This is a genomic window from Aquimarina sp. AU119, assembly GCF_900312735.1.
Classification (GTDB): Bacteria; Bacteroidota; Bacteroidia; order Flavobacteriales; family Flavobacteriaceae; genus Aquimarina; species Aquimarina algiphila.
In genome coordinates this window covers 213,660-235,951 of record NZ_OMPF01000035.1, presented here as the reverse complement: position 1 = coordinate 235,951, position 22,292 = coordinate 213,660, and the positions used below count along the sequence as shown (strand labels likewise).

Annotated in this window: 20 protein-coding genes and 1 riboswitch; of the genes, 16 read left to right on the top strand and 4 right to left on the bottom strand. The window is 33.1% G+C overall.

The window, feature by feature from the left end; all coding sequences use genetic code 11:
- Window positions 1-171: 171 nt before the first annotated feature.
- The 3 genes from DK442_RS26105 to metK form a co-directional block, all read right to left on the bottom strand.
- A complete protein-coding gene (locus DK442_RS26105) occupies window positions 172-522 on the bottom strand; it encodes a hypothetical protein (RefSeq protein WP_109438858.1) in 351 nt (116 codons plus the stop codon).
- Between the two features lie 500 nt (window positions 523-1,022).
- Window positions 1,023-1,382, bottom strand: a complete 360-nt coding sequence (locus DK442_RS26100; protein ID WP_143915868.1) for a hypothetical protein — start codon at window positions 1,380-1,382, stop codon at window positions 1,023-1,025.
- Between the two features lie 212 nt (window positions 1,383-1,594).
- Window positions 1,595-2,851: a methionine adenosyltransferase gene (gene metK / locus DK442_RS26095; RefSeq protein ID WP_109438856.1), complete on the bottom strand. Its 1,257-nt coding sequence runs from the start codon at window positions 2,849-2,851 to the stop codon at window positions 1,595-1,597.
- Between the two features lie 332 nt (window positions 2,852-3,183).
- Window positions 3,184-3,292, top strand: a riboswitch (SAM riboswitch).
- Between the two features lie 123 nt (window positions 3,293-3,415).
- Here metK and DK442_RS26090 point away from each other — a divergent pair.
- Genes DK442_RS26090 through DK442_RS26065 form a run of 6 tightly spaced genes read left to right on the top strand, consistent with a single transcriptional unit; the run spans window position 3,416 to window position 10,963 of the window.
- Window positions 3,416-4,705, top strand: coding sequence for an O-acetylhomoserine aminocarboxypropyltransferase/cysteine synthase family protein (locus DK442_RS26090; RefSeq protein ID WP_109438855.1), 1,290 nt, complete (start codon window positions 3,416-3,418; stop codon window positions 4,703-4,705).
- Between the two features lie 28 nt (window positions 4,706-4,733).
- Window positions 4,734-5,696 carry an alpha/beta fold hydrolase gene (locus DK442_RS26085; protein ID WP_109438854.1) on the top strand — a complete coding sequence of 321 codons (963 nt, stop codon included), beginning with the start codon at window positions 4,734-4,736 and terminating at the stop codon, window positions 5,694-5,696.
- A gap of 10 nt (window positions 5,697-5,706) precedes the next feature.
- Window positions 5,707-8,121: a bifunctional aspartate kinase/homoserine dehydrogenase I gene (thrA, locus tag DK442_RS26080; protein WP_109438853.1), complete on the top strand. Its 2,415-nt coding sequence runs from the start codon at window positions 5,707-5,709 to the stop codon at window positions 8,119-8,121.
- Entirely contained in the window at window positions 8,121-9,332 is a 1,212-nt protein-coding gene (locus tag DK442_RS26075; protein WP_109438852.1) for a cytochrome-c peroxidase, read from the top strand. The genes thrA and DK442_RS26075 overlap by 1 nt, the downstream gene beginning before the upstream one ends.
- Before the next feature lie 30 nt (window positions 9,333-9,362).
- Window positions 9,363-9,788, top strand: a complete 426-nt coding sequence (locus DK442_RS26070) for an OsmC family protein (RefSeq protein WP_109438851.1) — start codon at window positions 9,363-9,365, stop codon at window positions 9,786-9,788.
- Window positions 9,785-10,963 carry a PLP-dependent aspartate aminotransferase family protein gene (locus DK442_RS26065; RefSeq protein ID WP_109438850.1) on the top strand — a complete coding sequence of 393 codons (1,179 nt, stop codon included), beginning with the start codon at window positions 9,785-9,787 and terminating at the stop codon, window positions 10,961-10,963. Before DK442_RS26070 ends, DK442_RS26065 begins: the two co-directional genes overlap by 4 nt.
- 52 nt (window positions 10,964-11,015) lie before the next feature.
- Here the strand turns inward: DK442_RS26065 and DK442_RS26060 are convergent, their stop codons facing one another.
- Window positions 11,016-11,561 (bottom strand): lipocalin family protein, encoded by a 546-nt coding sequence (locus tag DK442_RS26060; protein WP_160114368.1) that lies wholly within the window; start codon window positions 11,559-11,561, stop codon window positions 11,016-11,018.
- Between the two features lie 319 nt (window positions 11,562-11,880).
- On the opposite strand from DK442_RS26060, the gene DK442_RS26055 reads away from it, so the two are divergent.
- From DK442_RS26055 to DK442_RS26010, 10 genes are all read left to right on the top strand, one after another.
- A complete protein-coding gene (locus DK442_RS26055; protein ID WP_109438848.1) occupies window positions 11,881-12,147 on the top strand; it encodes a DUF2061 domain-containing protein in 267 nt (88 codons plus the stop codon).
- Window positions 12,148-12,162: 15 nt separating this feature from the next.
- Window positions 12,163-12,789, top strand: a complete 627-nt coding sequence (locus DK442_RS26050) for a phosphoadenosine phosphosulfate reductase family protein (protein WP_109438847.1) — start codon at window positions 12,163-12,165, stop codon at window positions 12,787-12,789.
- Window positions 12,790-12,810: 21 nt separating this feature from the next.
- Window positions 12,811-13,770 (top strand): sulfate adenylyltransferase subunit CysD, encoded by a 960-nt coding sequence (gene cysD, locus DK442_RS26045; protein ID WP_109438846.1) that lies wholly within the window; start codon window positions 12,811-12,813, stop codon window positions 13,768-13,770.
- A gap of 117 nt (window positions 13,771-13,887) precedes the next feature.
- On the top strand, window positions 13,888-15,135 hold the full coding sequence (locus tag DK442_RS26040; protein WP_109438845.1) for a sulfate adenylyltransferase subunit 1: 1,248 nt from the start codon (window positions 13,888-13,890) through the stop codon (window positions 15,133-15,135).
- A 122-nt stretch (window positions 15,136-15,257) separates the two neighbouring features.
- Entirely contained in the window at window positions 15,258-17,348 is a 2,091-nt protein-coding gene (locus tag DK442_RS26035; protein ID WP_109438867.1) for a HEPN domain-containing protein, read from the top strand.
- Between the two features lie 66 nt (window positions 17,349-17,414).
- Complete coding sequence (gene cobA, locus DK442_RS26030; protein WP_109438844.1) at window positions 17,415-18,182, top strand: uroporphyrinogen-III C-methyltransferase; 768 nt, start codon at window positions 17,415-17,417, stop codon at window positions 18,180-18,182.
- A 20-nt stretch (window positions 18,183-18,202) separates the two neighbouring features.
- Window positions 18,203-18,805 (top strand): bifunctional precorrin-2 dehydrogenase/sirohydrochlorin ferrochelatase, encoded by a 603-nt coding sequence (locus tag DK442_RS26025; RefSeq protein ID WP_109438843.1) that lies wholly within the window; start codon window positions 18,203-18,205, stop codon window positions 18,803-18,805.
- The gene (locus tag DK442_RS26020; protein ID WP_109438842.1) at window positions 18,792-19,847 is read left to right on the top strand and encodes an NAD(P)/FAD-dependent oxidoreductase; all 1,056 of its coding nucleotides are present in this window, start codon (window positions 18,792-18,794) and stop codon (window positions 19,845-19,847) included. Before DK442_RS26025 ends, DK442_RS26020 begins: the two co-directional genes overlap by 14 nt.
- 86 nt (window positions 19,848-19,933) lie before the next feature.
- Window positions 19,934-20,254 (top strand): 2Fe-2S iron-sulfur cluster-binding protein, encoded by a 321-nt coding sequence (locus DK442_RS26015; RefSeq protein WP_109438841.1) that lies wholly within the window; start codon window positions 19,934-19,936, stop codon window positions 20,252-20,254.
- 493 nt (window positions 20,255-20,747) lie between these two features.
- Window positions 20,748-22,277 carry a T9SS type A sorting domain-containing protein gene (locus DK442_RS26010; protein ID WP_109438840.1) on the top strand — a complete coding sequence of 510 codons (1,530 nt, stop codon included), beginning with the start codon at window positions 20,748-20,750 and terminating at the stop codon, window positions 22,275-22,277.
- The last annotated feature ends 15 nt before the right edge of the window (window positions 22,278-22,292 follow it).

Sequence of the window (22,292 nt, the reverse complement as noted above, 5' to 3'; positions counted from 1 at the left end):
TTAATAGAACAATCCATAGAAACTTATAATAATAAAAGACCACATTGGAGTCTTAATTTAAAAACACCTAATTTTATACATAACAAAAAATCCTGTGAAGCTAGCTTCACAGGACTAAATTAAATATTGTAAAATTGTCAACCTATTTTAGGACGACTCAGTTATTAAATTTTATAAGCCTGATAAACGGGTTTTTCTATTGTTAGATGGAATATCTATATATATAGTGTCTATTATTCTTGAGGTATAAACACTGTTTTTGTTATGAGAAGCTCTTTTCTTATTTCTTTTGATCTGTCTTTTAATTTTTTTCCATTCTCTTTCTCTGTTTAAACTTATTTTTTTGTCTTCATCATTATTCTTATCATTAGGTGTTGATATTTCTGAAGGTCTGTTTACTTTTGTAATAGATTCTTGTTGAGAATTGGATTTGATAGGTTGGTAACTTGTTTGTTGTCCAGTTAATAAAAATGATATACATAGCAATACAGTAGTAGTAATAATTCTCATTCTAATTTTCATTTTTTTTTTGGTTTTTGCGCATTAATAATTTTGATTCTAGGTATAGTAGGGGCGATTTATAATGGTATGGATATGACCAGTTTTATAATTAAGATAAATTATTAAGTGGCTGATATCCAGTTGCTAATATAGTGATACTATTTGGTTTTGTATTACGGAAAAACCACAGTGCTATATGGGGATTTTTCCCCCTGTAAAGGCTGAGAGCTGTTGTTATTACAAGAGTTTTTTTTCGATATAATGGAGTAGAATTTTTTTTATTTTTTTTAGACGAAAAAAGGATAAAAAACTGAGAAGTCAATAATACAGGCTTGTCTGAGGGATTTTGATAAATTAGTTAAAAGCACAAAATCTATAGAAAAAGAGCTCTTTTTCTATAGATTTTGTGCTTTTTTATTTTAAAAAATATTAAAAAACGTCAGTTTTTGAAAAAATAACTAAAGTTAATTGATAAAATTAAAGATAGATATAACCTAACTTCCTGTTTTAAAATATTCTAGTTACCACCCTGATAGGCGAGATTCATTATTATTATTTACAGGAATATTTAAATATATAGTATCAATAGTTCTGGATGTATAGATACTATTTTTGGTATTAGAAACTCTTTTTTTATTTCTACTTAGTTGTTTTTTGATTTTTCTCCATTCCTTTTTGCTATAAAAACGTTTATCTTTCTTCTTTATAGGAGTTTTTACAACTAACCGATCCGACATGGCAATTTGATCTGTACTATATTGTTCCTCTTGGATTTGAGTGTCAATAGTTTTTACAGAAGAAAAGTCATTTTTAAAGTCCTGACCAAAAGACATACCGCAGACCAATAAGAAAGCGATATTTAATGTGAATTTTAATTTCATTTCCCTAAATTTTAATGTATTGATTAATACTGATACACTGAAATTCTCAAAAAAACATATCAAAATTATTTTCCCTTAAAAAAGATATGTTGTGTGTCTTAATATAAACAGGATAAAAGTAACGATTATACTCGATTTTAGTATACGGTAAAACCTCATTTTTTAAGGGTTTAGCCTATTTTTCGATAAAGTACTATAAAACCCAGATGAAATTATATCCCAAAGGCTTCTTGTACCGTTTCTACATAGTCTAATTTCTCCCAAGTAAATAACTCTACTTCTTTTTCAATTTTACCAGAATAAGGGCTTTCAAAAACTTTAGTGATAATTTGTGGTTCCTTACCCATATGTCCATAAGCTGCAGTTTCCTGATAAATAGGGTTACGTAATTTAAGACGCTTTTCTATTGCAGCAGGACGCATATCAAATATTGCACTTACTTTTTCTGCAATTTCACCATCGGTTAAACCTAATGAACTGGTTCCATAAGTATCTACAAAAATTGAAGTAGGTTCAACTACACCAATAGCATAGGATACTTGCACCAATGCTTCACTAGCTACTCCAGCGGCAACAAGATTTTTTGCAATATGTCTCGACGCATAAGCGGCAGATCTGTCTACTTTACTAGGGTCTTTACCAGAAAAAGCACCTCCACCATGTGCTCCTTTTCCACCATAGGTGTCTACGATGATTTTTCTTCCTGTAAGACCAGTATCTCCATGAGGTCCACCGATAACGAATTTTCCGGTTGGATTAATATGATATGTGATTTGATCATTAAATAATTGCTGAACGTATTCTGGTAACTGAGCAATTACTCTCGGTATTAAGATTGAAACAATATCATTCTTTATTTTAGAAAGCATTCTATCATCATCAGTATCAAAATCATCATGTTGTGTGGACACAACAATCGCAACAATACGCTGAGGTATGTTGTCATCACTATATTCTATAGTTACCTGACTCTTAGAATCTGGACGTAAATAAGGAATTTCATTACCTTCTCGTCTTAATTTTGCCAATTCTATTAATATTTTATGAGAAATATCAAGAGCCAAAGGCATGTAGTTAGAAGTTTCTTTAGTAGCGTATCCGAACATCATTCCCTGGTCACCAGCTCCTTGCTCTTCTTTAGTTTCACGATCTACACCTTGATTAATATCCTGAGATTGTTCATGAATTAAAGAAATTACTCCACAAGAATCTCCACTAAATTGATATGCTCCTTTGGTATATCCAATAGTGTTAATTACATCTCTTGCAATGTGTTGCACATCAAGGTATGTTTTGGATTTTACTTCTCCAGCAAGAACTACTTGACCTGTTGTAACTAGTGTTTCACAAGCTACTTTAGAATCTGCGTCAAAAGCCAAAAAGTTATCTAATAATGCATCACTGATCTGATCTGCTACTTTATCCGGATGTCCTTCAGATACACTCTCTGAAGTAAATAAATATGCCATTCGTTGTTGTTTTATCGAGAATGATTAGACGAGACTGAGATGTGAAGCTTTCGATAAATTATTTATAAATCGAACTGCTTTAGCATTTTTAATACTGTTAACATTTAGAACAGTGTTTTGGGTTGCAATCAGTCAAATCTTTCCCTGAAAAATATTTCGGCAAAGGTAAAAAAAATGATAATACTTGAAAGCATTTAACACGTTATTAATTTTTTGCTAATCAAAAAGCTTTTTAAAGCGTTTTTTATTGAACAAAATAATTTTCCAATAAAAAATGATACAGTTTAAAAATAATTACTAGCTTTGTTGCGAAGTTTCTTATACATATTAGTAAGTTATTAAGAAAGGTGGAGGGAATAGACCCTGTGAAACCTTAGCAACCCTTTAAATTTATTTAAAGAAGGTGCTAAATTCTATTCGCTTCGGCGAAAAAGATAACTCGATACAATTGCTTTCTTGCAATTGACGTTTTCCTTTCTTTTTAATTTTCTATAACCAAACATAATCATAGATGTTTGATGTATTTGGATTTTATTTTGTTATTAAAATTTAAAATAGAAAATTATGAGTGCACAAAAATTTGCAACAGAAGCTTTACATGCTGGACATGATGTATCTGCTAACGGAGGAACCAGAGCAGTACCTATTTATCAAACCACCTCATATGTTTTTAGAGATGCTGATCATGCGGCAAACGTATTTAACTTATCAGAATCGGGGTACATCTATACCCGATTAAACAATCCTACAAATGATGTTTTAGAGCAACGTCTTGCTGCATTAGAAGGAGGTATTGCTGCAGTAGTAACTGCATCAGGTACGGCAGCAATTAATACTGCATTACTCACTTTACTTAAAGCAGGCGATCATATTGTTGCTTCCAGTAGTTTGTATGGAGGAACCTATAATCTTTTAGGAGTTACCTTACCAAGGTTTGGAATTACTACTACATTTGTAGATCCGTCAAATCCTGAAAATTTCAAAAATGCCGTACAGGAGAATACTCGTGCTTTTTTTGTAGAATCTTTAGGTAATCCAAAATTGGATGTACTTGACCTAAAAGCTATTTCATCAGAAGCCAAAGCTTATAAAGTTCCTTTGATTGTGGATAATACTGTTGCTACTCCAGCATTGCTAAACCCTATTGAGTATGGTGCTAATATTGTGATTCATTCTCTTACCAAATATATAAGCGGGAATGGAACTTCTCTCGGAGGTGTAATAATAGATGCAGGAACTTTTGATTGGTCTAGTGGTAAATTTCCTGAATTTACAGAACCTTCCCCAGGATACCATGGATTAGTATATCATGAAGCATTAGGAGCTGCAGCGTTTATAGCCAAAGCGAGAATAGAAGGGTTAAGAGATCATGGTGCTGCACTTAGTCCATTCAATGCATTTCAGATTTTACAAGGTTTGGAAACCTTAGAAATTAGAATCAAAAAACATAGCGAGAATGCATTGGCTTTGGCGAAATGGCTACAAAAACAAGATGAAGTGACGTGGATAAAATATCCCGGACTTGAAGGAGATTCGTACTATAAATTAGCTCAGGAATATTTACCTAAAGGGCAGAGTGGTATAATAACCTTTGGGGTAAAAGGAGGGTTTGATTCAGCCAAAACTGTAGCTAACGAGACAAAGATTTTTTCTTTATTGGCTAATATTGGGGATACAAAATCCTTGATAATTCATCCTGCAAGTACTACACATCAACAATTGGATGCTGTACAACAAGAATCAACGGGAGTAACCCAGGATTTGATAAGGTTATCTGTTGGATTAGAGGATATTGAAGACTTAAAAGGAGATTTAGAGGTAGCTTTTGCCAAAATAACCGAAACTGTCAAATAAAAATTAAAGAGTTATATATACTTTTCCTATGCTTCAAAAACTTGACATTTTTAATTTTACTACAGTAAAAGCTAAGTGTATAGATCATATACCTTTGACGTACCAAGTATTTGGAAAACCTTTGTTTCAGGCTCCAATTGTATTGGTGAACCACGCACTTACCGGTAATTCTATGGTGTGTGGCTCAGGTGGATGGTGGAGTGGTTTGATAGGGGAAGGTAAATGTATTGATACTAATAGGTATACAGTTTTATCGTTTAATATTCCTGGGAATGGTTATGACGGAATTAAGGAGAATTTAATTGAAGACTATAAGACTTTTAATGCAAGAGATATTGCTGCTATCTTTTCTGAGGGTTTAAAATTATTGAAAATAGATGAATTATATGCTGTGATTGGTGGTTCTGTAGGAGGTGGAATAGCATGGGAATTGGCTGCTTTGCAACCTGAATTAATAAAACACCTTATTCCTGTTGCGACAGATTGGAAATCTACAGATTGGCTAAAAGCAAATTGTTTGGTACAAGAACAGATTTTATTAAATTCTAATAATCCGGTTCATGACGCAAGATTACATGCAATGCTTATCTATAGGTCTCCAGAGTCATTTAAACAAAAATTTGATAGAACTTTTAATGAAGAAAGAGGTGTGTATAATGTAGAAAGTTGGCTTTTATATCATGGTGAACGATTGGATAGAAGGTTTACACTTTCTGCATATAAAGAATTAAATCATATTCTGGGTAATATTGATATCACAGAAAAAAGAGGGAGTTTTAAAGAAGTAGCCAAATCTATACAATCCAATATTCATATTATTAGCGTGGATTCTGATATCTTTTTTACTGCAGCAGAAGATAAAATTACATTTAAGGAGTTACAAGAAGTTAAGCATAATGTTACACACGCAATTATTAATTCTGCACACGGTCATGATGCTTTTTTAATAGAGTTTGAACAATTGAGCAAATTGTTAAAAGATATTTTTTAAATATAAAGAAATGAAGATCTTAAAATTTGGAGGAAAGTCATTAGCTAACGGAAAAGGAATTCGTACGGTAATTGAAATAATTGAAGACAAGGTTAAGAAAGATGAGAAAATAACAGTTGTGCTTTCTGCCAGAGGCAATACTACTGATGAACTAGAAGGAATTCTTGAAAAAGCATCAAAAAGTAAACCTTATCAAGAGCAATTGGATGCATTTAAAAAGTATCAATTAGATGGTTTTAAGAGTATAGATTTTACTCAGGAATTCGAAACACTAGATAAGCTTTTTGAAGGGGTATCTCTTTTAGGAGATTATAGTAAAAGAATAAAAGATCAGGTATTGTCTCAAGGTGAGGTGATTTCTGCCAAATTAGTAACACAACTTCTTCAGGAAAAAAATATTAAAGCCAATTTTACAGATAGTAGATCACTTATAATTACAGATGCTCAGTTTGGAGATGCTCAACCTCTGGATAAATTATCCAAGAAAAATGTAATTAGCCATTTTAATAAACATAATGGATCTACAGTAAACGTGGTTACTGGTTTTATAGCGTCTAATGCTAACAATGAAACTACTACTTTAGGTAGAAACGGAAGTAATTATACTGCCTCGTTACTGGCAAATTATCTAGAGGCTGAGGAATTACAAAATTTTACTCATGTTAATGGAATTTATACAGCAAATCCTGATTTAGTACCAGATGCAAGGAAAATAGAAAAATTATCATTTGCAGAAGCTAATGAATTAGCATATTTTGGAGCTAATATTCTTCATGCAAAAACGATAATTCCGCTAATAGAAAAGAATATTCCCCTTAGGGTATTAAATACTTTTGACTATAAAAATAAAGGTACCTTAATAACAGCTACATCAAACGAAAAAGGAATTAAATCCCTGTCGGTCTTAGAACATGTAGCTTTGATTAATCTCGAAGGGAGAGGACTTTTGGGTAAAGTTGGTGTAGATGCAAGAATTTTTAGAGCATTAGCACATAAAAATATTAGTGTTAGTATTATTTCTCAAGGTTCTTCAGAACGAGGAATAGGATTTGTTGTAGAAGCTAATAAAGCAAAAGAAGCTAAAACAGTATTAGAACAAGAATTCGAATCTGATTTTCACAAACGAGATGTAAGTGGTATTTCAATAGAAGAAAATGTATCTGTGATTTCAATTATTGGTCAGGATTTAAGTACATTTCATAAACCGTATAATGCATTAATTAAAAACCAGGTAATCCCTTTGCTTTTTAATAATACGGTTACTGGTGCTACCATAAGTCTGGTAGTGAAAAAAGAACAATTACATCGTGCATTGAATGTGATTCATGGAGAGATTTTTGAAATCGCTAAAAAAATTAACCTTGCAATATTTGGTCACGGATTGGTAGGAGGTACCTTAATAGAACAAATCCTGAAATCCTCTGAGCAGATCGAAAAACGAAAGAAAATAAACCTTAATATTTTTGCAGTTGCAAACTCTAAAAAAGTACTTTTAGATAAAAATGGTATTAATGAACATTGGAAAAACAGTATTGATGAAAAAGGAATTTCTTATACCATAGAAGATATAGTTCGATATGCAGATGAACATCATCTAGAGAATTTAATCGCTATTGATAATACAGCTAGTGAAGCATTCACAGCAAATTATATGCATCTGGTAGAACATGGTTTTGATCTGGTATCTTCTAATAAAGTAGCAAATACATTAAGTTTTGATTTTTATAAAGAATTACGAAAGAAACTAGAGGATAATCAAAAACAGTATTTGTATGAAACTAATGTAGGAGCAGGATTACCGCTTATTGATACGATTAAGTTATTGCATTTGTCAGGAGAGAATATCACAAGAATTAAAGGAGTTTTTTCTGGGTCATTAAGTTACTTGTTTAATACATATTCTAATGAAAATCGATTATTTAGTGAAGTCTTACAAGAAGCTATAGATAAAGGATTCACAGAACCAGATCCTCGTGAAGATCTTTGTGGAAATGATGTTGGTAGGAAATTATTGATTTTGGCAAGAGAGCTTGATTTAAGTAATGAATTTGAGGATGTGAATATTCATAATTTGATTCCTGAAGGACTTAGACAAGGAGAAGCTCAGGAATTTTTGGAGAAATTAGATAACCTGAACTTGGTATATCAAAAAGTTAAAGAAGAGCAAAAACCTAATCATGTATTGAGGTATATTGGTGATCTTTGGGGAGATTTATCCAAAGAGAAAGGAAATCTTGATGTAAAATTGGTTTCCGTTCCTCAAAGTAGCGCGTTAGGACAGGTAAAAGGTTCCGACTCTATATTTGAGATTTATACAGAATCTTATGGGGATCAACCGATAGTAATTCAAGGAGCAGGAGCAGGAGCAGCAGTTACAGCAAGAGGTGTTTTTGGAGATATATTGCGATTAACAGAAAAAGGATAATGAAGATTATAATTGGAGATACGGTTATTTGGCAAAACAAGAACGTATTGTTTTTATTGATTTTGGTACTTTTTGTTATTGCAGGTTGTTTTAATTCAGAAAAAACTGATTACAAAACAATAGCTAAAGAGGATGTGCTAGTACAATATACAGCGCTCCCTAAAACTGTAAAATCACCCAAAGATAATCCTAGTTCTCCTGAAAAAGCTGCCTTAGGAAAATTACTTTTTTTTGATCCGATATTGTCAGGAAATAAAGATGTAGCTTGTGCTACTTGTCATCATCCTAAGAATGGTTATGCTGAGTTTCGGGATATTTCTATTGGAGTAAATGGAAAAGGTTTTGGAAGTACTCGGGTGTTTAATACGCCAAATGATATTCCTTTTGTAAAAAGAAATGCTCATACCATTTTAAATACAGCATATAATGGTATTGATACAAATAATGAATATGACCCTGAGAAAGCACCAATGTTTTGGGATTCGCGAGTAGAAAGTTTAGAAAAACAAGCATTAGAGCCGATCAAAGCACTCGAAGAAATGAGAGGGCGTAAGTATGCTGAAAAGGATATCCTGGATGTGGTTATCGCCAGACTGAAAGCAATTCCCGAATATCAAACATTATTTGAGGAAGCGTTTGGAGAGAAAGATGCAATCAATAGCATTAATTTATCCAAAGCGATAGCGGTTTTTGAAAGGACTTTGGTAACGAATAATTCTCGTTTTGATCAATATGTAGCAGGAGACGAAAATGCAATTTCTCTTTCAGAAAAAGAAGGTTTTAAATTGTTTAAAAAAGTAGGTTGCGCGAATTGTCATAAAGGACCTATGTTTTCTGATTATAAAATGCATGTGTTGAGTTTGCAGGAAAACAATAAATTAAAAATAATAGATAGTGGTTTTGGTCAACAATTTTCCTTTAGAACTCCAAGCTTACGAAATTTACAATTTACTGCACCTTATATGCATAATGGTAAGATGAAAAATTTACAAAAAGTTTTAGAGTTTTATGAAGATATAGCTTCAGGAAGGTCTCAAAATCCAAATATTGAAGATGATCAATTAGATTCTTTAGTTAAAAAAATACGAATTAAGGTTATGGATATGGCACCAATCATTTCTTTTTTAAATACGTTAAATGAAACTGATTTTGATAAAGAGGTAGTTGATGCAGTGCCAAGTGGTCTTCCGGTTGGAGGAGATATTAATTAAGAGATAATACTAAATTGAAAAATAGAAATAATGAAAATACAGCTCAAAAGAATAGATAACGATTACCATTTCGAATTAAAAAACGAAAGAGGACATGTGACTCATATTGATAGTAAAGCAGAGGTTGGAGGACATGATTTAGCTCCGAGTCCAATGGAGTATGTGTTAATGGGAGTCGCGGGATGTAGTGCTATTGACGTAATATCAATTTTAAAGAAACAACGACAAGAAATTACAGACTATAGAGCAGAAGTGGATGGTAGTCGTGAAGAAATTGATGGAGCAAAGCCTTTTAAAAATATAGTAGTAACTGTATTTCTTGAAGGGGAAATAGCTCCCGAAAAAGCAAAAAGAGCTGCTCAATTGTCGTTCGAAAAATATTGTTCAGTATCCAAAACTTTAGAACCTACTGCTACCATAGCATATAAAGTAGTAGTAAATAATAAAGAAGTATGAGTCTAGATAGTACAAATTTTGAAACACAAGCGGTCAGAACACAGACCGAAAAAACACAGTTTTTAGAGCATTCTTCACCCATGTATTTGACTTCGGGATTTGTTTTTGAAGATTCTGAAGAAATGAGAGCAGCTTTTGCTGAAGAGAAAGATCGGAACCTGTATAGCCGTTTTAGTAATCCTAATACTACAGAATTTGTAGATAAAATTTGTAAGTTAGAAGGAGCAGAAGATGGGTATGCATTTGCAACAGGTATGGCTGCAGTGTTCTCTACATTTGCAGCTTTATTAGATGCAGGTGATCATATCATATCAGCACGATCTGTTTTTGGATCTACACATTCATTGTTTACTAAGTATTTTCCTAAATGGAATATAGAAACAAGTTATTTTAGGATAGATGAGACGGAAAAAATAGAAAGTTTAATTCGATCTAATACAAAAATTCTATATGCAGAATCTCCTACGAATCCGGGAGTAGATATTCTGGATTTAGAGGTATTGGGCAAAATTGCTAAAAAACATAATCTACTTTTGATTATTGATAACTGTTTTGCAACTCCATATTTACAAAACCCTATTCAGTTTGGAGCAGATCTTGTTATACATTCGGCTACCAAGTTGATAGACGGTCAAGGAAGAGTATTAGGAGGAGTAACCGTGGGCAAAAAAGAGTTAATCAGAGAGATTTATTTGTTTTCTCGAAATACGGGACCTGCATTATCACCTTTCAATGCCTGGGTGTTGTCTAAAAGTTTAGAAACATTAGCCGTTCGTGTAGACCGTCATTGTGAAAATGCATATAAACTTGCTGAGTTTTTAGAAGCACATCCCAAAGTAAATTGGGTAAAGTATCCTTTTTTGAAATCTCATCCGCAATATGAAATTGCTAAACGACAAATGAAATCAGGTGGTAATATTGTTGCTTTTGAAGTAAATGGAGGAGTACAGGCAGGGAAAACTTTTTTTGATACTATTAAAATGTGTTCTTTGTCTGCAAATCTTGGAGATACTAGAACTATAGTAACGCATCCTGCGTCTACAACACATAGTAAGTTAGCTGATGAGGATAAAGAAGTTGTTGGGATTACCAATGGCATGGTACGGTGTTCTGTAGGACTAGAACATATTGACGATATTATCCAGGATATAAAACAAGCATTAGAAGAAATATGAAGAAAAGCTGAGCAGATGCTCAGCTTTTTTTGTTTAAGAAATAAAAGTGTTGTTAGTTTTTTGTTAAGGTAAAAATTTGATCACCTGTTACGGCAAAAGTGATTCCCTGACGTTCTATGTCTTCATTAATGGTTATCTTAAGTGTCATAGTTTCAGCAGTCAAAGAAACAATTTCAAACGACTCTTCTTCTCCAGCAACAGTAGTAGTTAGAATATTGCCTTCTGTTTTCCATTCTCCAGTTCCTATAAAATCAGGAATTGGTTCTTCATATTCAATTGGGTCTTGAGTGGGGATGCTTATAGTAGCAACTGCTGTAAAACCTCCAGAACTCACAAAAGTATTGGGTTCATCTGTCGCAGAAGTTTCTGTAAAAGTTGCTTTAGCAGTATAATCCTTTCCGGTAAGTGTAAAATCACCACTTACAGGAATATTTTGGATAGTAGCAGAAACTTTACCATTTTCTGACTTGACTTCTGTTAGATTCCATTCTCCGGGAATTAAATTTTGATCGACTTCAGTGGGTGCATCATCATCGCTACTACAAGAAAAAAATAACGAGGTACTTGCTAAAAATAAAAGCATTGCAAATTTTTTCATTTTGATCATATATTTTGAGTTACTACTTAATTTTCAACGAGAGGCTGATTATCATATTGTTCCTTTTGTTTAATTGACTCTTTTTTATGGGGTTTTTAAGGGTAATTAGTAAAAGTTTAGTAAATCATTATTCATTATTATATACAATGATCCTATCAACGCTTTAATAATCTACTAAACTAGTGGGGTTTTTATTAAAGATATCATAATTCATTGAGTTTTAGTAAGATTTTTTTAATCTTTTGGACTAATACACAAATTTTATATATACATTTGTTTAATAATCTACTAATCCGATAGGGTAATAGAATTTTTAAAAATGATTGTAGATCAAATGATATTAGATAAAGTATCCACACAGAAAACAACATATCAGGATGATAAAACTTCTGAGAAACCTTTGCGTAGTATTGCAAAAGCAGTGAGCTGGAGAGTGGTGGGTACATTAGATACATTAATTGTATCCTATATTTTAACTGGAGAAATAGCGCTTGCTACTTCTATAGCGTCTATTGATTTTGTAACCAAAATGATTTTGTATTTCTTTCATGAAAGAATTTGGAATCGAATTAAATGGGGGAAGTAGAAAAGAAAGAGAATTATGAGCTTAACAGAAAAAGAAATAGCAAATCTTAATAAATCACTAAGGGATAAGACACCTTTAGAAATTACACAATGGGCGATTTTAAATGCAAAAAAACCTGTAGTTACTACTAATTTTAGACCATATGAAGCGGCTATTCTTGCAGTTTGCTCAGAAGCACTGCCTGATATTCCGGTGATTTGGTGTGATTCAGGGTACAATACACCAAATACATATAAGCATGCAGAGAATGTCATTGATTTACTGAGCTTAAACGTCAAATTGTATGTTCCAAAACAAACTACAGCGCACAGAGATGTAGTGATGGGAATTCCAGATATTGACGATCCTAAACATAAGATTTTTACAGAACAGGTAAAGCTAGAACCTTTTAAAAGAGCAATGTCAGATTTTGCTCCTGATGTCTGGTTTACAAATCTTCGAAAAGGACAAACCGCATTGCGGGATTCTTTGGATATTTTAAGTGTTGGAAAAGATGGTGTTTTAAAAGTAAGCCCTTTTTATTACTACAGTGATGAAGAATTAGATGTGTATTTAGAGGAAAACAAATTACCAAACGAATTCAAATATTTTGACCCTACAAAAGTATTAGAAAATAGAGAGTGTGGGTTACATACTAACTAATAAATTACGAAAAAGATAAGAATGGAAATACTAGAAAAGAAAGTAGAACAATTAAATGGATCAGCGGGTAACTTAGCTGGGGCATCTGTTCTTAAGGTAAATCCTTTGGAGAGCGAAGCAATTTATATTTTTAGAGAAGTAGTTGCACAGTTCGAAAAACCAGTATTGCTTTTTTCTGGAGGAAAAGATTCTATTACTTTGGTGCGATTGGCTCAGAAAGCATTTTACCCAGGAAAAATCCCTTTCCCATTATTACATATTGACACAGGACATAATTTTCCAGAAACTATAGAATTTAGAGATCGATTAGTCAAAGAACTAGGAGTAGAACTAATCGTTAGAAATGTTCAGGATTCCATTGATCAAGGTAAAGTTATAGAAGAAAAAGGAAAATATGCAAGTCGTAATAGTTTACAAACTACAACGCTTTTGGATGCTTTAGAAGAATTTAAGTTTGATGCAGCTATAGGTGGAGCAAGAAGAGATGAGGAAAAGGCAAGAGCCAAAGAACGTATATTTTCAGTTAGAGATGATTTTGGACAGTGGGATGAAAAAAATCAACGCCCAGAATTATTTGATCATCTTAACGGGAAGATAGATTTAGGTCAAAATGTGCGGGTGTTTCCAATTAGTAACTGGACAGAATTAGATGTATGGAGTTATATTCAAAAAGAAGCTATTGAAATTCCATCAATATATTTTGCACATAAACGTAAAATATTTATTCGGGATGGTATGATTTGGTCAGCAGAAGATGATGTGGTGTATAGAGAAGATGATGAGGTGGTAGAGGAACGAATGGTTAGGTTTCGTACAGTAGGAGATATGTCTTGTACAGCTGCAGTGCTATCAGATGCAATCACAATTGACAAAGTTGTTGATGAAATTAGACAATCAACAATCTCAGAACGAGGAGCTCGTATAGATGATAAACGATCCGAAGCAGCTATGGAAAAACGTAAACAACAAGGATATTTTTAAAAGTTGTTTTTGTTATTTCGGTTTGACACATTGAGCTCGTCGAAATGAAGACTGGAACTTAAATATTGATCATAAATAATAAAGAATACTACTCCCAAAGGAGAAATAATAATAGCTATGGACGTATTAAAAATAGCAACAGCAGGAAGTGTAGATGATGGTAAAAGTACCTTAATTGGTCGTATCTTATATGATACAAAATCATTAACTACAGATAAATTAGAAGCAATCGAAACCAGGAGTAAAGCTAATGGATTTGATTATCTGGATTTTTCATTGGCGACAGATGGTTTAGTGGCAGAACGAGAACAAGGAATAACGATCGATGTAGCACATATTTATTTTTCTACAAAAGAGAAAAGTTACATTATTGCTGATACACCGGGCCATATAGAATATACCAGAAATATGGTGACTGGGGCATCAACTTCTCAGGCTTCGATTATTTTAGTAGATGCTCGTAAAGGAGTTATAGAGCAAACATATCGTCACTTTTTTATTAATAATTTATTGAGAGTTAAGGATGTTATAGTGGCTATTAATAAAATGGATTTGGTAGATTTTTCTCAAGAAAAATTTGAAGCAATTAAAAAAGATTTTGAGATACTAATAGCAAAAAGCGATTATAAAGAGCAAAATATAACTTTTATTCCTGTAAGTGCTCTACAAGGAGATAATGTAGTAGATAAATCAGAAAGAACACCTTGGTATTCTGGTCAAACATTATTAGAACATTTAGAAGAACTGGACGCACAAGATGTTTATGAAAAAGCACAGGTACGTTTCCCAATTCAAACAGTAATTCGTCCTAAAAAAGATGAATTTCATGATTTTAGAGGGTATGCAGGAAAATTGTACGGTGGAGACCTTTCTATAGGAGATGAAGTCACTATTTTACCTTCATTGACTACATCAAAAGTAAAAGAAATTTACTTTTTTGATCAAAAATTTGATACTGCCGGTAGAGGAAGTTCATGCACAATTACACTAGAGGATGATGTAAATGTTAGTCGTGGAGATATGATTGTAAAATCATCAGAAAAACCAAGAGTAGAAAAACTTTTGACAGCTACGGTCTGTTGGATGGATAGTAAGGATCTTAACCCTGGAACTAATTATTTTCTACAAAGCGGAAGCAGTCGAATCCTGGCAAAAGTAAAAAGTATAAGTGGGACTATTGCTACCGATTTTTCTGGAGAAGATATTTCAAAAAATTCCTTGAGCTTAAATGAAATAGGGAAAGTTCAGATACAATTGAGTAAACCTTTAGCGGTTGATTCTTATAGTAAGAATAAAGCGTCAGGGTCATTTATATTAATAGATTCACAAACCAATAATACTTCTGGAGTAGGCTTTATAGAATAATAAATAAAAAGCTTTTTCTCTATTATAAGAAGAAGAAAAAAACAAGATTTTTTAATAGATAAAACCATCATACAAAAGTCATAACTATGTCCTTTTTTAAGGATAGAAATACGAAAAAAAAGATGCAAAGTTTTAGAACCGAAATAGAAAACCCGATTGTTCAGAAAGACATTATAGAATTAGCTAATAAAATAGAGCAATTCCATAAGGGTAAGATAGATGAAGAAAAATTTCGAAGCCTTCGTTTAGCACGTGGAGTATATGGTCAGCGTCAGGAAGGAGTGCAAATGATTCGTATTAAATTACCTTATGGTAAGGTGTTGAGTAACCAATTAAGGCGTATCTGTGAAGTGTCTGATGAATATTCTAGAGGAAGATTACACATTACAACACGTCAAGATATCCAGATTCATTATGTGGATTTGAATAGAACCCCAGAGCTTTGGTCAGAGCTAGAAAGAGATGATGTTACATTAAGAGAAGCATGTGGTAATACGGTACGTAATGTAACTGCTTCAGAGACTGCAGGGATTGATCCCAAAGAACCTTTTGATGTATCTCCATATGCAGATGCATTGTTTCGTTTCTTTTTAAGAAACCCGATCTGTCAGGAGATGGGACGTAAGTTTAAAGTGTCCTTTTCTGGAACAGAAGAAGATACAGGTTTGTCTTACATGCATGATTTAGGTTTTATAGCTAAAATTGAAAATGGAGTTCGAGGATTTAAAGTGATGTTGGGTGGAGGATTAGGCTCTCAACCTAGACACGCTGATGAATTATATAGTTTTTTGCCAACAGATAAGATCATTCCTCTAATGGAGGGGGTATTGAGAATATTCGATCGCCACGGAGAACGTAAGAGTAGAGCTAAAGCTAGAATGAAATTTTTACTAAAAGATATTGGTTTAGAAGCATTCAAAGAATTAGTAGAAGCAGAACAAAATGCAATCGAACAAAAAACAGTTGCAATTGATGCTGATGCTTATGAAGTTTCTGTTCCTGTAGCGGTTGAAGCTCCACATGTAGATATTAAAAATCAAAAAGCTTTTGAGTTATGGAAAGCCACTAATGTGATCTCTCAAAAACAACAAGGATATGTTGCAATAGGGATAAAAGTATTATTGGGAGATTTTTATACTGATAAAGCTCGATTGTTGGCTGATCTTGTAGAGAAATATGCAGCTGGAGAGATTCGTCTATCCTTACGTCAGAATATTTTGATTCCTTTTGTAAAGGAAGATTTATTACCATTTTTCTATCAGGAACTAGAAAAATTAGGATTCGTAGAATCTGGATATAATAAAGCTGTGGATATTACCGCTTGTCCTGGTACAGATACGTGTAATTTAGGTATCGCGAGTAGTACAGGTATTGCAGAAGAGTTAGAACGAGTAATCAAAACTGAATACCCTCAATATCTTGAGAAAGAAGATTTGGTTATCAAAATTAGTGGATGTATGAATGCTTGTGGACAGCATAATATGGCAAATATAGGCTTCCAGGGAATGTCTATACGTACCAAAGATAAACTAGTAGCTCCAGCATTACAAGTGTTGTTAGGAGGAGGTAATCTAGGTGATGGAAAAGGAAAGTTTGCTGATAAAGTAGTAAAAATTCCTAGCAGAAGAGGACCAGAGGCATTAAGAAGAATATTAAATGACTTTGAAGCAAATGCAAATGGAAAGCCATTTGTAGCATATTATGCTGATAAAGGGGAGAAATATTTCTATGATTTACTTACTGACCTATCCAATGCTGATAACCTTACTCAAGAAGATTTTATTGATTGGGGGACAGAGGAAAATTATGTTAAAGCAATTGGGATTGGAGAATGTGCAGGAGTTGTTATTGATTTAATTGCTACTTTGTTTTTAGAAAGTGAAGAGAAAATTGAAAATGCAAAACTCTCTTTTGAAAATGAAATATATTCTGATGCCGTTTATCATGCATATAGTTCTTTAGTAAATTCAGCAAAAGCATTGTTATTGGCAGAGAATAAGAAAACAAATACTCATGCTAGTATTATAAACCAATTTGATGATGAATTTGTAGCCAATGGAAAGATAAATTTGGACGGTACGTTTGCAGATTTAATATATCAAATTCAGAAAAATGCACCAAGTAAGGATTTTGCAGTGGATTATATCAAAAAAGCAGAGCAATTTTTACAGAAAGTGCAAGAATTTAGAACACTTGAAGTAGAAAACGCATAAAGCTGTAAATTTGATCGACTTCTTAGGAATAATTTCAATGAGGTCAAATGATTAAAATCATAAATAATGAGTAATAAAATACCAAAATTGACCGTAGTAGGAGCAGGTCCGGGAGATCCTGATTTGATTACGCTTAAAGCTATTAAAGCTTTAGAATCAGCAGATGTGGTGTTATACGATGCTCTTATAAATGAAACGTTGTTAAAATATGCACCAAAAGCAGAACAGATTTTTGTAGGGAAACGAAAAGGGTGCTATGCTTATCAGCAAGAACAGATTAATGAATTAATTGTAAATAGAGCAAAAAACTATGGCCATGTAGTGAGATTGAAAGGAGGGGATCCATTTATTTTTGGTAGAGGAGCAGAGGAGATTGATTATGTACAGCAATTTGATATAGAAACTGATATGGTTCCTGGGATATCATCATCATTTGCAGTGCCGGCTTATCAAGGAATTCCATTGACCAAAAGAGGAGTTTCAGAGAGTTTTTGGGTGATTACAGGAACAACAAAATCACATAAATTATCGCAAGATGTATATCTGGCAGCAAAATCAAATGCAACTGTGGTAATTTTAATGGGAATGGGTAAGCTGAGTGAAATAGTTAGTATCTTTGCCGCAGAAAAAAAACAAGACACCCCAGTAGCGATTATTCAGAATGGAACCACTGAAAATGAGAAGTTTGGATTAGGTACTATAGATACAATTGAAAAGATAGTTGTAGAAGGAAAACTATCATCGCCTGCAATAATTGTAATAGGTGATGTGGTAAGTCAAAGAGCAAAACTAGCTTCAATTTATAAAGAGATACGAGAAGAAGTTGTATCTTAATAGTTTGGGTTAGGAATAAAATGGAAGAAATAAATAATTTATACCCAGTTTTTTTAAAGGTTAAAAACCTCGAAGTACTTATTGTAGGAGGAGGAAATGTAGCTGAAGAAAAACTTACGTTCTTATTAAAATCCAGTCCGGATGCACAGGTAACTATAGTATCACCAATGTTTAGAGAAGGTACAATAGCATTAGCAGAAAGATTTGGAATAGAAATGATACAAAAAAAATATCATAAACGGTTTTTGAAAAGAAAACACATTGTGATAGCTACTACTGATGTTCCTAAGGTTAATATCCAAGTGTATAGAGACTGTAGGAAGAAAAGTAAATTGGTTAATGTAGCAGATAATCCTCCGTATTGTGATTTTTATATGGGAGGAATTGTAACCAAAGGTAATGTCAAAGTGGCTATTTCGACTAACGGAAAGTCACCCACTACCGCAAAACGATTACGTCAGTTTTTTGAAGAAATAATTCCAGAAAACATTGATGACTTAGTTAAGAATTTAAACGAATATAGAAAAACAATAAAAGGTGATTTCGAAGAAAAGGTGGAAACACTAAACGAATTTACCAAAGGATTAATAGGAAAAAAAGAAGTTGAAAATGATCAAGACTGATATTTTAATAATCGGAGCTGGCCCAACAGGATTATTCACTGTATTTGAAGCAGGATTACTGAAGTTAAAAACGCATCTTATAGATGCTTTACCACAACCAGGTGGGCAATGTTCAGAGATATATCCTAAAAAACCAATATATGATATTCCAGGATTCCCTGAAATTCTTGCAGGAGAATTGGTAGATAATCTTATGGAACAGATTAAACCTTTTAACCCTGGTTTTACCTTAGGAGAGAGAGCAGAAACTATCGAGAAGTTAGAAGATGATACATTTTTGGTTACTACCAATAAAGGAACACAGCATAATGCTCCGGTAGTAGCTATTGCAGGAGGATTAGGTTCTTTCGAACCACGCAAGCCACCTATCCCTAATATCGTAGATTTTGAGGATAAAGGAGTAGCATACATCATTCGGGATCCAGAAGTGTATAGAGATAAACGAGTTGTAATTTCTGGAGGTGGTGATTCTGCATTAGATTGGACTATTTTCTTAGCAGATGTAGCAAGTGAAGTAACTTTAGTACATAGACGTAATGAGTTTAGAGGCGCATTAGATTCTGTAGAGAGAGTTGCAGAATTGACCAAGCTAGGAAAAGTAAACCTAATTACCGAAGCTGAGGTTAAAGAACTAAAAGGAGAAGATCATATTACAGGCGTAGGAATTAAGCATAAAACACAAGGAGATATTCATGTAGATACAGACTATTTTATCCCGTTATTTGGTCTTTCACCAAAACTAGGCCCTATAGGAGATTGGGGATTAGAAATTGAAAAAAATGCAATTAAAGTAGATAATTCTTATGATTATCAAACTAATATCCCGGGTATTTATGCTATTGGAGATGTGAATACATATAAAGGAAAACTTAAATTGATCCTTTCTGGTTTTCATGAAGCGGCAATTATGTGTCAAAGTGCGTATCAGAGAATTTTCCCTGATAAGAAATATGTAATGAAATATACTACTGTAGGGGGTGTAGAAGGATTTGATGGTACCAAAAAAGAAGCCAAAAAAGAAGTGGTAAAAGCAATAGTATAAAAGATAATATTTTATTTTTGAACCTCATAGTTTGTCATAGCAAATTATGAGGTTTTTAAGTATATTTTGTATAGAAATAAGCAGTTATGTCAGATATTACTATAAAGATAACAGATAGAGAAGGAACAGTGCACGAAGTATTAGCACCAACTGATATGGCTATGAACCTAATGGAGGTTTGTAAAGCATATGAACTTCCTGTAGAGGGTACTTGTGGAGGTATGGCAATGTGTGCATCTTGCCAATGTTATGTTTTGTCAGATCACGAATTACCAGAAATGGGACAAGATGAGGATTTGATGTTAGCAGAGGCGTTTTATGTAGAAGATAATAGTAGATTGGGGTGTCAGATTCCGATTACTCCAGAACTTGATGGATTGGAGATAGAACTTGCACCAGAATCATAAATAGGCTCCCTGAGAAGGTTGTGAAACTCTTCACTTTCTTGTCTAGAAAAAGAATTAAAACATCTTCAAAAAAGATTAAAGGTCATTTTTACACCTTTGATACAATTTTATTTTAAGAAATACACATTGATTTAACTTAATTGTTATTTTTATTGCTGTAATAATGTTAATATATAGTGTTTTTTTATTGTGGGTAGTAAAAACTGCAATTATTTAAAAAAGAATCATTTGTTGTATAACTTTTTTTATTTTTTTGAATTGTCGTTTTACTTGTATCATCCATTATAGTTTCAATTTAAACAGTTTTGGTTTCATTAAACGAGGTAATATGGTGTCTGTAAATTAAGTGTAGTTTTATAGCTGATATTAAGATGATGTCACGCTTCTAATCATATGTTTTAGTGAGCTTAAATCATTTGTGGTATTGGTCTGATTATGAAATGGTTAAATTGTGGTAAGATTTTTTAATTACTAACAAAAACCAACATGAATTATGAAAACTACACAATTTATTAGATTATTATTATGTATTCTGGGCTTGTTTATATTTTCTATAGGATATGCGCAACCACCCGGTGAAAATGCAAGCGACTGGACAGTAGTAAATGAGCTAACAGATGAGTTTAATGGTTCAAATTTAAATACTGGAAAATGGAAATATGGGCATCCATGGTGGGGAGGACGATCTCCAGCACTTTTTGGTGGCGCAAATAATGCATTTTTATCAGGTAATGGTCTTTTAGTAATAAGGGCTACTTGGGTTGGAGGATCAACCAATTACATGAGAACTGGATCAATACATAGTACTGGCAAGGCTATGAAAGTAGGGATGTATTCAGAATGTCAATTTAGGGCTAATAGTTTACGAATGGGTTCTGCTTTTTGGTTTGCAAATAATGACCTAGATGCTAATAATCGAGCAGATGAGATTGATGTTCAGGAAGCCTTTGGGGGGTTGACGAATGGTCAAGAAAGAGAAATGCACACTAATATCCATAATCCCCAACCTAATTTTACAAATGATCAACCTCAACCCAATAAGTTTATATTATCTAGCGGGACAGTTAGTGATTCTTACCATACTTATGGTGTTTGGATAGTAAATTCTAACACCGTCCGCTTTTATCTGGATGGAGTATTTCAAAAACAAGTTATAACCAATAGTCCCCAGGATCCTCAATATATGATGATTGATGCCGAAACATATAATTGGATGAAACCCTGGCCTACTCAAGCAGAGGTAACTAATGGTGCTAAAAGAGATATGTATGTAAGTTATGTACGTACCTGGAGAAAAACCGGAAATTCAAATCCTAACCCTGGTGGTGGGTCCAAAGTTTCTCTTAAAGGAAATAATGGCAAATATGTAAGCTCAGAAAATGGAAATAAAGCGATGACCTGTAATCGTTCTTCAGTACAAGGTTGGGAAAAATTTACAATGAATGTGTTAGGTAGTGTTAACGGAAACGATCAAGTATCACTACAAGGAAATAATGGAAAATATGTAAGTTCTGAAAATGGGTTAAAAGATGTGTTTTGTAACCGAGGAAATGTTGGAGCTTGGGAAAAGTTTGAATTGATCCACCATGGCAATAATGTCTATAGTTTTAAGGGAAGTAATGGTAAGTACCTGAGTTCTGAAAATGGAAGTGGAGGAATGACTTGTAGTCGATCTAGTTTAGGATCCTGGGAAAAATTTACAATTGCATTTGGGGTTAAAAATAATCAACTTAATATAAAAGATGTCAAGGATGTCAAAAATGAAATCGCAATGTACCCTAATCCAATAGAGATAAATAACCCATTAAATATGGCCTTTAAATTAGGAGAAAAAACCGAAATTTCTATTGATCTGTATGATGCGGTTGGCCATAAAGTATTATCTAATAAACTAGGAACTTTTGACGCAGGTAATCATGATTTGGAATTATTTACAAGATCAAACAAATTAAGTTCAGGAATATACATTTTAAAAATAAAAATGAATGATGTAGTTACGGTCGATCGCCTAATGTTTAATTAAATTCTCAGCAAACAA